General features: G+C 62.0%; 12 protein-coding genes. 2 read left to right on the top strand and 10 right to left on the bottom strand.

The genetic code is table 11. From position 1 onward, the window contains the following. Window positions 1-87: 87 nt before the first annotated feature. From NKH12_RS28425 to NKH12_RS28465, 9 genes are all read right to left on the bottom strand, one after another. Complete coding sequence (locus tag NKH12_RS28425) at window positions 88-1,239, bottom strand: GGDEF domain-containing protein (RefSeq protein ID WP_352956182.1); 1,152 nt, start codon at window positions 1,237-1,239, stop codon at window positions 88-90. A 96-nt stretch (window positions 1,240-1,335) separates the two neighbouring features. Further along, a complete protein-coding gene (locus NKH12_RS28430; protein WP_352956183.1) occupies window positions 1,336-2,142 on the bottom strand; it encodes a DUF72 domain-containing protein in 807 nt (268 codons plus the stop codon). 27 nt (window positions 2,143-2,169) lie between these two features. After that, window positions 2,170-2,316: a hypothetical protein gene (locus NKH12_RS28435; RefSeq protein ID WP_352956184.1), complete on the bottom strand. Its 147-nt coding sequence runs from the start codon at window positions 2,314-2,316 to the stop codon at window positions 2,170-2,172. A 34-nt stretch (window positions 2,317-2,350) separates the two neighbouring features. Beyond that, window positions 2,351-5,272, bottom strand: a complete 2,922-nt coding sequence (gene uvrA / locus NKH12_RS28440; RefSeq protein ID WP_352956185.1) for an excinuclease ABC subunit UvrA — start codon at window positions 5,270-5,272, stop codon at window positions 2,351-2,353. Between the two features lie 770 nt (window positions 5,273-6,042). Beyond that, on the bottom strand, window positions 6,043-6,264 hold the full coding sequence (locus tag NKH12_RS28445; RefSeq protein ID WP_352956186.1) for a hypothetical protein: 222 nt from the start codon (window positions 6,262-6,264) through the stop codon (window positions 6,043-6,045). Window positions 6,265-6,429: 165 nt separating this feature from the next. Beyond that, window positions 6,430-7,035, bottom strand: a complete 606-nt coding sequence (locus tag NKH12_RS28450) for an ATP-dependent Clp protease proteolytic subunit (RefSeq protein ID WP_352956187.1) — start codon at window positions 7,033-7,035, stop codon at window positions 6,430-6,432. Window positions 7,036-7,056: 21 nt separating this feature from the next. After that, window positions 7,057-7,539 carry an SRPBCC family protein gene (locus NKH12_RS28455; protein ID WP_352956188.1) on the bottom strand — a complete coding sequence of 161 codons (483 nt, stop codon included), beginning with the start codon at window positions 7,537-7,539 and terminating at the stop codon, window positions 7,057-7,059. Next, complete coding sequence (locus tag NKH12_RS28460) at window positions 7,536-7,850, bottom strand: ArsR/SmtB family transcription factor (protein ID WP_352956189.1); 315 nt, start codon at window positions 7,848-7,850, stop codon at window positions 7,536-7,538. The genes NKH12_RS28455 and NKH12_RS28460 overlap by 4 nt, the downstream gene beginning before the upstream one ends. A gap of 44 nt (window positions 7,851-7,894) precedes the next feature. Continuing rightward, window positions 7,895-8,263, bottom strand: coding sequence for a cupin domain-containing protein (locus NKH12_RS28465; protein WP_352956190.1), 369 nt, complete (start codon window positions 8,261-8,263; stop codon window positions 7,895-7,897). Window positions 8,264-8,497: 234 nt separating this feature from the next. Here NKH12_RS28465 and ssb point away from each other — a divergent pair, with 234 nt between their 5' ends. Together ssb and NKH12_RS28475 are read left to right on the top strand one after the other, a co-directional pair. Then, window positions 8,498-9,019: a single-stranded DNA-binding protein gene (gene ssb / locus NKH12_RS28470; protein ID WP_352956191.1), complete on the top strand. Its 522-nt coding sequence runs from the start codon at window positions 8,498-8,500 to the stop codon at window positions 9,017-9,019. A 127-nt stretch (window positions 9,020-9,146) separates the two neighbouring features. Continuing rightward, window positions 9,147-9,572 (top strand): OsmC family protein, encoded by a 426-nt coding sequence (locus NKH12_RS28475; protein ID WP_352956192.1) that lies wholly within the window; start codon window positions 9,147-9,149, stop codon window positions 9,570-9,572. 87 nt (window positions 9,573-9,659) lie between these two features. Here the strand turns inward: NKH12_RS28475 and NKH12_RS28480 are convergent, their stop codons facing one another. Then, window positions 9,660-10,289 (bottom strand): MarC family protein, encoded by a 630-nt coding sequence (locus NKH12_RS28480; protein ID WP_352956193.1) that lies wholly within the window; start codon window positions 10,287-10,289, stop codon window positions 9,660-9,662. Window positions 10,290-10,630 lie beyond the last annotated feature (341 nt).

The raw sequence follows: 10,630 nt of genomic DNA on the forward strand, positions 1-10,630 counted from the left end.
ATCGTCCACCTCCATCGAGGTGGATGTTGAATCAGCACAAGACGCAGCTGTCACATCACAATCGATTCATCGATCACAGGACTTGCTCTAGCTTGCGCGCCGGAAGGTCGAGGCCGCGACGCGGTTGCGACCGCCGCGTTTGGCGGCATAGAGCGCCTTGTCGGCGGCGCTGAGCACCTTGTCGAAGCTCATGCCGTCGTTGCTGCCGAAAGCGTATCCGGCGCTGACCGTACATGTCAGGGGACGGGTTTCGGTCTCGATGACACGCGCGGCGAAGGCGGTGCGTATACGCTCGGCGGTGAACTCCACCGCTTCGGGTAGGGTCCGCTGCAGAACCAGCGCGAATTCCTCTCCGCCCATGCGCGCGGCGACATCGGTCGGGCGAAGGTTCTCGACCAGTTCCTCGGCGAAGACTCTCAGCACCTGATCGCCCGTGGCGTGGCCGAATTCGTCATTGATGGCCTTGAAGCCGTCGAGGTCGAACACGACCACCGCAGTGAAAGCCCCGATTGGCGCACAGCCATTGAGATCGAACAGGGCGCGGCGATTGAGCAGGCCGGTCAGCGGATCGGTCAGCGCATCCAGACGGTGGTATCGGGCCAGACGGCCCTGGTTGAGTGCCAGCGAAAGGGCGCCGATGCCGGTCATGCTGGCGATGACGACGACGAGGCTCAGATCCTCGGCCCAGTTGCTCGGCGCATGTCCGAGGACCAGCTTCCCATCCCATGCAAGAGCCATGGCACACAGCACAAAGGAAATGCCGGTGGTCGAGTAGAGCACGGCGAGACCGATGATCGGGACAGGGGCTTCGGTGCGCCCGATCCAGTACTGATAGGCCGTTGCAAACAGAAGCAGGGCGGCAAAGAAATTTTCGAACATGAAGCCGAGCCCGTCATAGCCGAGCGCCATCGGCGGCAGCGCCAGGGTAAGCGAGATGCAGCTGCCGAGAACCGTCAGCGGTATCGGCGATCGGCCGCTTCTGAACTGATAAGCGGCGCCCAGCATGGTCGAGAAGCCAATCAGGAGCAGGGCGAACGTCGCGATGCCGAGGATGCGTCCAGGCGTCTCGATATAGTCCTCGTAGATAACAACATCGCCGACGATCAACAGCGCGCTGATCGACCAAGTCAGCAGGAACTTTTCGGTTCGCGCGGTCAGCCAGATGCCGAACAAGGTCAGGCTCAGGCAGGCGGCGGAAAAACCGACAGCCAGCAGAAGTGAGTGGTAGTCGAGCGACATGCCCTAACCCGCGGCTGCCCTAGCTCCGCGGATTCATGCAGCAAGGAGGTATCGATAAGGTTACGATGGTGATGAAGATGTCACAACTCGAGGCCATCAGCCTGTGACGCGTTTCATCAGCGCCATGGCGCCGAACGGCGCGCGGACCTTGCCCTCGGTGATGAAGTAGACGAACACATCGCGCGGTTTGACCGACGCGTCGGTTGAGGGATCGGCGCGCGGCAGGTCAGCCGGCGCCTTGCCTTCCGCCCAGGTTTTCGCCCGCGCCGCCCATTCGTCGAGCGCCTTTGGCGTGTAGCAGTCGGGATTGTCGTCGCTGCCTGTCTGCAGCCGCGCATAGATGAAATCCCCGGTGACGTCGGCGATCCCAGGATATTTGGCGTGGTCGGCGTAGACGATCGCCACCTTGTATTTCCTCGCCAGGGCGGCGAATTCCGGCACGACGAAGCTGTCGTTGCGCACCTCCACCGCATGGCGCAGCGCAACGCCGTCCTGCTTTTCGGGCAAAAGCTTGAGGAAGGCCTCGAAATCGTCCGGATCGAACTTTTTCGTCGGCGCGAACTGCCACAGGATCGGCCCGAGCTTATCGCCGAGTGCGGCGACGCCCGATCCCAGGAAGCGCATCATCGATTCACCGGCCTCGCCGAGCACGCGGCGGTTGGTGACGAAGCGGTTGCCTTTCAACGAATAGACGAAGCCATCCGGCGCCTCGTTTGCCCATTTGACGAAGGTCGGCTCCTTGAAACTTGAATAGTAGGTGCCGTTGACCTCGATGCTCGGCACCTGCCGGGTTGCGTAGTGCAGCTGCTTCGCCTTGGACAGCTTGTCCGGATAGAAGGACGTGTCCCACGGCTCGAAGGTCCAGCCGCCCATGCCGGCGCGGATTGTTCCTGATTGAGTCATTGTCGTCCTCCCGAGTTTTGAAATGGGTCAGGCGTAGCGATCGTCTCGACACTCTTCGCCATGTCGACGATCGTCCATCCTGGCCGGTATGGATTGGGCGTAAGGCGCATAGGCAGCGTCGGTCAGCCGGACAACAGCGTCAAAATCACCGGCAAGCGCTCTTCTGATCTTCATTTGAAGGTTCTTCCAAACGCCAGCCAGTCCTCATTCACTCCGCCGCTTCGCGCTTGCCTCCGGGCCGCCGCTCCAGCAGTTCCCGCAGGAACTGGCCGGTGTAGCTGCGCTTCTCGCGGACGATATCCTCCGGCGTGCCGGATGCCACCAGCTCGCCGCCGCCGTCGCCGCCCTCGGGGCCGAGGTCGAGCACCCAGTCGGCGGTCTTGATGACTTCGAGATTGTGCTCGATGACGACCACCGTGTTGCCCTGGTCGACTAGCTCGTGCAGCACTTCGAGCAGCTTGGCGACGTCGTGGAAATGCAGGCCGGTGGTCGGCTCGTCGAGGATGTAGAGCGTCTTGCCGGTCGCCTTGCGCGACAGCTCCTTGGCGAGCTTGATGCGCTGCGCTTCGCCGCCCGACAACGTCGTCGCCTGCTGGCCGACATGGATGTAGCCGAGGCCGACCTGTTTCAGCGTTTCCAGCTTGTCGCGTACGCCCGGCACGGCGGCGAAGAAATCGACGCCTTCCTCGACCGTCATGTCGAGCACGTCGGCAATCGACTTGCCCTTGAACAACACGTCGAGCGTTTCGCGATTGTAGCGCTTGCCATGGCAGACGTCGCAGGTGACGTAGACGTCGGGCAGGAAGTGCATCTCGATCTTGATGACGCCGTCGCCCTGGCAGGCTTCGCAGCGGCCGCCCTTGACGTTGAACGAGAAGCGGCCGGGCTGATAGCCACGCGCCTTCGACTCCGGCAGGCCGGCGAACCAGTCGCGGATCGGCGTAAAGGCGCCGGTGTAGGTGGCGGGATTGGAGCGCGGCGTCCTTCCGATCGGCGACTGGTCGATATCGATGACCTTGTCGAGGAACTCAAGGCCCTCGATGCGGTCATGATCAGCCGGATGCTCGCGCGAACCCATGATCCGGCGCGACGCTGCTTTGAACAAGGTTTCGATCAGGAAGGTCGACTTGCCGCCGCCGGAGACGCCGGTGACGGCGGTGAAGGTGCCGAGCGGGATTTCGGCGGTAACGTTCTTCAGATTGTTGCCGCGCGCGCCGACGATCTTCAGGCGCCGGTTCTTCTTGGCCTCGCGCCGCACGGCCGGCGTCGCCACTTCGAGCTCGCCGGACAAATATTTGCCGGTGATCGAGGCGGGGCTCGCCATGATCTGCTGCGGCGTTCCCTGCGCGATGATGTGGCCGCCGTGAATGCCGGCGGCCGGGCCGATATCGACGACATAGTCGGCGTGCAGGATGGCGTCCTCGTCGTGCTCGACGACGATCACCGTGTTGCCGATGTCGCGCAGGTGCTTCAGCGTGTCGAGCAGGCGCGCATTGTCGCGCTGGTGCAGGCCGATCGACGGTTCGTCCAGCACATAGAGCACGCCGGTGAGGCCGGAGCCGATCTGCGAGGCCAGGCGAATGCGCTGGCTCTCGCCGCCCGACAGCGTGCCGGAATTGCGCGACAGCGTCAAATAGTCGAGCCCGACATCGTTGAGGAAGCGCAGCCGCTCGCGGATCTCCTTGAGCACGCGCACGGCGATCTCGTTCTGCTTGTCGCTGAGCGAGGCGGGCAGCTCGGTAAACCATTGGTCGGCCTTGCGGATCGACAGTTCGGTAATCTCGCCGATATGTTTGCCGGCGATCTTTACCGCAAGCGATTCCGGCTTCAGCCGGTAGCCGCGACAGGCCGGGCAAGGCGTGGCCGACATGAAGCGCTCGATCTCTTCGCGCATCCAGGCCGATTCGGTTTCCTTCCAGCGCCGCTCGAGATTGGGAATGACACCTTCGAAGGTCTTGGTCGTCTTGTATGAGCGCAGGCCGTCATCATACTGGAAGGTGACCTCGCGCTCGCCGGTGCCATGCAGGATGGCTTGCTTTGCCTCCTCGGTCAAATCCCGGAACTTGTCGCCGAGCTTGAAGCCATAGGCCTTGCCCAGCGCCTCGAGCGTCTGCACGTAATAAGGGGAAGTCGATTTCGCCCATGGGCTGACGGCGCCGGCACGCAGGGACAAATTGTCGTCGGGCACGATCAGGCTGGCGTCGATGGCGCGCTGGCTGCCGAGGCCGTCGCAGGTCGGGCAGGCGCCGAACGGGTTGTTGAAGGAGAACAGCCGCGGCTCGATCTCGGGAATGGTGAAGCCGGACACCGGGCAGGCGAACTTTTCCGAGAACAGGATGCGCTCATGCGTCTCGTTCTTCGACTTGTTGACCGAATCCTCGCCGGTCTGGCTGGGGTCGAGTGGCCGGTCGGCGAATTCGGCCACCGCCAGCCCGTCGGCCAGCTTCAGCGCGGTTTCGATGGAATCGGCAAGCCGCGTCGCCAGATCGCCGCGCACGACGATGCGGTCGACGACGACGTCGAGATCATGCTTGTATTTCTTGTCCAGCGCCGGCACGTCGGCGATTTCGTAAAAGACACCGTCGACCTTAACGCGCTGGAATCCCTTTTTCTGCAGCTCCAGCAGTTCCTTGCGGTATTCGCCTTTGCGTCCGCGCACCATCGGCGCCAGGATGAACAGCCGTGTGCCTTCCTCGACAGCCAGCACGCGGTCGACCATCTGCGACACGGTCTGGCTCTCGATCGGCAGGCCGGTTGCCGGCGAATAGGGGATGCCGACGCGCGCGAACAGCAGCCGCATGTAATCGTAGATCTCGGTAACGGTGCCGACTGTCGAACGTGGGTTCTTCGAGGTGGTCTTCTGCTCGATGGAGATGGCCGGCGACAGGCCGTCGATCTGATCGACGTCAGGCTTCTGCATCATTTCGAGGAATTGCCGCGCATAGGCCGACAGGCTTTCGACGTAGCGGCGCTGGCCCTCGGCATAGATGGTATCGAAGGCGAGCGACGACTTGCCTGACCCCGACAGGCCGGTCATGACGATCAGGCTGTCACGCGGCAGGTCGAGATCGACATTCTTCAGATTGTGTTCGCGCGCCCCGCGAATGGAAAGATATTTATGGTCGGCCATCGCCGGTCGCCGCCTCAGATCTGGAATCTCATGGGATGGCGGGTTGTCCCGACCATCCCCTATGTAGGTAGCTTCGCCACCTTTTCGAGAGATGCCACAACTCTCGACCAAAGCCTTTAACCGCCTTTCGCGCGGACGAGCAAGCGCAAAGAACAAAGACCGAACAAGCTCCTGACAAATGCGTCCATGTAATGCACAGCCGACGCCGCGCTGCTCAAAACGGATGCAAATTTCGGATTCGCCCCACAAGCGATCACATTTTTTGTAATCGGCTATCCAACGGTTGACGTCTCAGCCTCAGGGGGGCAGACTCCAAACGTCACCGAAGCCGGCCGTCTTTCGATGGCCTCGCCACCCAAGGTGGCCTGCGAGACGCCGCGGGCTTTTGCGATATGTGCTTCGGACGACGCCAGTCGCAATGACAGAAAAGGAGAGCAGAGGAATGACTCCACCGGACAGTCCCTTGAGGCTCCACGTGTCGCTGGAGCCGCGGCAGGCATAAGTGCCAGGGCTAGGCGTCTGCGCCGCCCGACAAACCGTGACCTGCCGATTCCCATAAAAATCAGAGACTACTAGTCGGATCGTCGGCTGAACGCCGCGAAGCATCCGAAATCAAAAGCCGGCAGTGTACTCCCGGCAAGTTTGGATTTTAGATCCAAAAAAAGCCCCGACCGTTTGCGGAAGCAGCGGCGGGGCTGTTCATTTCAGATGACCCGCAAGCGCACGAGTGCCTTGCGATTATGGCAGCGATGAAGGCCGGTGGACGTTTCCTATCGCCGGGGGACGTTGATCTCGCCGGCGCCGACATCGACGGTTATGCTGCCGGAAATCCTGACGTCCATATCGCCGATCTTGAACTGGCCGTCGCTGGGCACGGCATCGTCGGGTTCGGGAGCCGGCTTGGCGATGCGATAGTCATCGGCCACGCCGGGCAGCGTGCCGTTCTGCGAAGACGTTGAATTGTCTTGGGCGAACGCCGTGCCGGAGGTCATGGCCGCGACTGCAACACCGATGACTAGACTAGGCGGTTCAAACGGCTGCGTGAAATCTTGTCGAGCATCGGCGGACTATATCGCCGCGCCATGGTCGAGGCCAGACCGGTGGCGATCAAACTCGCCGAATGACTTGGCCGTCGTCGCTCATGAGCCGGCTATCTTTCACGCCGCCCTTTTACGGGTGTCAAAAACATGATCGACAAGCCCCCAAGTCTTTGCCTCCTTGGCAGTCATGAAATGGTCGCGGTCGAGCGTGCGTTCGACCTCTTCGAACGTGCGACCGCAATGGTGCGCGTAAAGCTCGGTCATCCGCCGCTTGGTCCTGAGAATGCCTTCGGCATGGCGCTGGATGTCGGAGGCCTGGCCCTGGAAACCGCCTGACGGCTGGTGCAGCAGGATGCTGGTGTTGGGCAGCGCGATGCGCCGGCCCGGCGTGCCCGCCATCAGCAGAAACGAGGCCATCGAGGCGGCAAAGCCCATGCAGACGGTCGATACCGGACTGCTTATATACTGCATCGTGTCGTAGATGGCGAAACCGCTGGTCACCACGCCGCCCGGCGAGTTGATGTAGAGCGAAATCTCCTTATCGGGATTGTCGGATTCCAGCGACAGAAGCTGGGCACAGACCAGCGCCGACACGCCATCGTCGATCGGGCCGTTGATGAAGACGATGCGCTCGCGCAGCAGCCGCGAAAAAATGTCGAAGGCGCGTTCGCCGCGGCTCGACTGCTCGATCACCATCGGCACCAGGTTGGCAAAACCGCTCATCGCTTTTCTCCGTTGTGCCGCTCAGGCCGCGCGCAGGAAGGGGCGGGGCGTGTTTGCGGCGATGGTCTGTCTGCGGCTGTGTGCGTTGAGCGAGAGCCGGCAACCGGCGCCTGCAACCGCAGGCGTAGCTACTCGCGCAAATCCGCCGTGGACGATGCGCAGATGCGTGCCGCCCGACACGGTGCGGTCGAGCGTGAAGGTGACGATACTGTCCAGCGGGCCGGCAAGCGGATCCGCTGCTTTGCCAGGCGCCGGCCGCTCCCGCCAGGAATAGCGCAGCAGGCGTTCGGGCTCGGCGTCGAGGATTTCGCACTCGATGTGCGCATCAGCCTTAGCAAAGGCAAAGCGGCCGCCGACCTCCGGCTTGATGTCGTTCGGCATCATCCAGGCCGCGAGCAGGTCTGGTACCGTCAGCGCCCGCCACACTTTTTCCGGCGGTTCCGGAAGCTCGCACTCGAACTCGATCGAATCTGCCGCCATGTCCGAATGCTGTTTTGCCGTCATTGGTCCATGTCCTTCAAAACCGCCTTGAGTCTCTCGATACGCTCGGGCCAGAACGCACGGTAGCGGTCGATCCAGCCAAGCAGTGGGTCAAGGCCCTGCGGATCGGCGCGATAATAGGCGTTGCGGCCGGCCCGCCGCTCGGCCACCAGGCCGGCGCCGCGCAGCACCGCGAGATGCTGCGACACGGCCGGTTGCGACACGGTCATGCCGCTGCGCAGTTCCGACACGGTCATCTCGCCGGCGGCGAGCCGTTCGTAGACGGCGCGGCGCGTCGGGTCGGCCAAGGCACGAAAAATTTCTGCTTCGATCATGGTCAAAGCATAAGTCGATACTTATTGGTTTGGCAAGTGCCGTTTTATGGCGCCGGAAGCCAGCGTCTGACCGGCTCGGCAGATCCCTCAAAAATTGCCTCGAAGATTGGTGACGCCAGCACGGCATGGATGTGAAGCGTCTCAGTGCCGACATTTCGAAAGCCATGTTTCCTGTGCGCGGGAACAACAAGGGACTGCCCGGGAATCAAGACGACACGCTCCTCATCGATCCACATTTCGGCCTTGCCAGCGATCACAGTAAGCACCTCCTCGACCGGGTGCCAATGTGTCGGGGCGCCAACCCAGGGCTCGACCCATTGTTCAAATATGCACAGTTGAGTTGCGCCGTTGCAGGCCGAAACATGCATGCGGGTGTACTCCCGCTCGCCACTCTTCTTGCGGCTGGTCCTCATGCGCAACCGTCTTCATTATATTCGACCTTCGATCCCGGCGGCCAGATATCGTGGAATTTCCAGGCCCAAGATATTACTTGTTGCTGACATTCCTTGACAATAAGGGTTGCGGAGTCTAGAACGAAAAGAGAACAAAAACCTTGTGGGAAAAGGCAGCTGCGGCAGGCGGGGATTGTCCGCAGTCTATAAGGTGAGCGACAGAAATTTTGTTTCGGATGAGCGCGGAGAAGTATCATGGCGGGTAGCGTCAACAAGGTCATTCTGGTGGGCAATCTCGGGGCGGACCCGGAAATCCGCCGTTTGAATTCGGGTGAGCCGGTCGTCAATATCCGCGTCGCCACGTCGGAAAGCTGGCGCGACAAGACTTCCGGCGAGCGCAAGGAAAAGACCGAGTGGCACAATGTCGTCATCTTCAACGACCAGCTCGCCAAGGTCGCCGAGCAGTACCTGAAGAAGGGTGCCAAGGTTTATGTCGAAGGCCAGTTGCAGACGCGCAAATGGCAGGACCAGACCGGCAATGACCGCTACACGACCGAAATCGTGCTGCAGAAATTCCGTGGCGAGCTGCAGATGCTCGACGCACGCGGGCAGGGCGAGGGCGGTCAGGTCGGCAGTTATGCCGGTGGCGGCAGCAGCCGTGGTTCCGATTTCGGTCAGTCGGGTCCGGGCGAGAGTCTCAATCGCGGCGGCGGTGGCAACAAGGGCGGTGGTGGCGGCGGTTCGTCGCGCGAACTGGACGACGAAATTCCGTTCTGATCCCTCGGAGCGAACGGCTCTGCGCGAGCTGACAACGCCAGCTACTTGAGGCCATGCATTGGCGTCCCGAAGATCTGTCTTCGGGACGTTGTGCGTTTGAGCGGTGCACGGTGAAAGGACGGATCAGGTGAAAGCACGGATCAAATGGGTCGAGGAGCGCACTTTCGTTGGCGAGTCCGGCAGCGGTCACAAGGTGGTGCTGGGGACCGCGTTCGGGCCGGAAGGCAGGACGCCGGGGCCGAGCCCGATGGAACTGGTGCTGCTCGGCACCGGCGGCTGCTCGGCCTATGATGTCGTCCACATCCTCGAAAAGGGCCGCGAGGCGGTCGAAGACTGTGTGGTCGAGCTCGACGCCGACCGGGCGGAGAAGGAGCCGCGGGTGTTCACCCGCATCCATATGCGTTTCATTGTTAAGGGCCGCGCGCTTTCGCCCGATAAGGTGAGGCGGGCAATCGATCTGTCGATCGAAAAATACTGCTCGGCCTCGACAATGATGGCCAAGACCGCCGAGATCACCCACGACTTCGAAGTCATCGACACCACGGCTAAGTAGGACAGCGTCCAGTGGTGGCGGTTCGTCGCGCGAGCTGGATAACGAAAATGGCAGCCTCGGTATCAAGCGCGAGGCCGCTTTCGTTTTTCACCCCGCCATCAACGCCTTGATGCCGTCGGCGACGAACTGCACGGCGAGCGCCGCCAGGATGACGCCGAGGAGCCGCGTCAGGATCGAGCGGCCGGTCTGGCCGAGGATACGGTCGATGCGCTCGGCCAGCACGAACACCAGGTAGGTGATCACAAGGCAGATCGCGATGATGCCGACAAGGGCTGCCTGCGCTCCAAAACCTGGAAACGAGCCGGAGAGCAGGACGGTCGCTGAAATCGCGCCCGGACCGGCGATCAGCGGGATCGCCAGCGGAAAGGCGGCGATGTTGTGAATCATGTCCTTGGTGATGGCGACGTCGCCGATCTTCTCCTTGCGGTCCTGCCGGCGCTCGAACACCATTTCGAAGGCGATGAAGAACAGCAGGAACCCGCCGGCGACGCGGAACGCCGGCAGCGTGATGCCGAACACCGACAGGATCGATGCGCCGGCGATTGCAAACAGCGCCATCACCAGGAAAGCGATGATCGAGGCGCGGACGGAAACCTGGTTGCGCTCCTCGCGGTTCATGCCGCGCGTCACGGCGAGGAAGAGCGGCGCGAGGCCGGGTGGGTCGATGGTCACGAGAATGGTGACGAAAGCGTTGAACAGGCTGTCGAAGCTCGGCATCTCTGACCCTCCCCGCCGGGCCGTGCCCGAGACCCTGCATTGGTAGAGCAAAGTAGGAGCGGTGAAAACTGCTGGGAAACTGCCCGCGTGCCGGGAAACCTTTTGATGTCGGCGGGACAGCACCCCCCTCTGTCCTGCCGGCCATCTCCCCCGCAAGGGGGGAGATTGGCAGCTCAGTCAGCCGCGCTATCTTGCTCAACGTTGGAGATTTGGCGAAGGCCGATGTGACAGCCGATCTCCCCTCTTGCGCAGGGCTGTCCGGGGAAAGTTATTCATATATGAAGGCCATCTGATTGGGAGAGGCTCGGTCTTTTGGTCGGCTTGGATTGACCGGTGGCGGC

Origin of the sequence: Mesorhizobium sp. M1322 (assembly GCF_040318085.1) — a bacterium.
GTDB lineage: Bacteria > Pseudomonadota > Alphaproteobacteria > Rhizobiales > Rhizobiaceae > Mesorhizobium.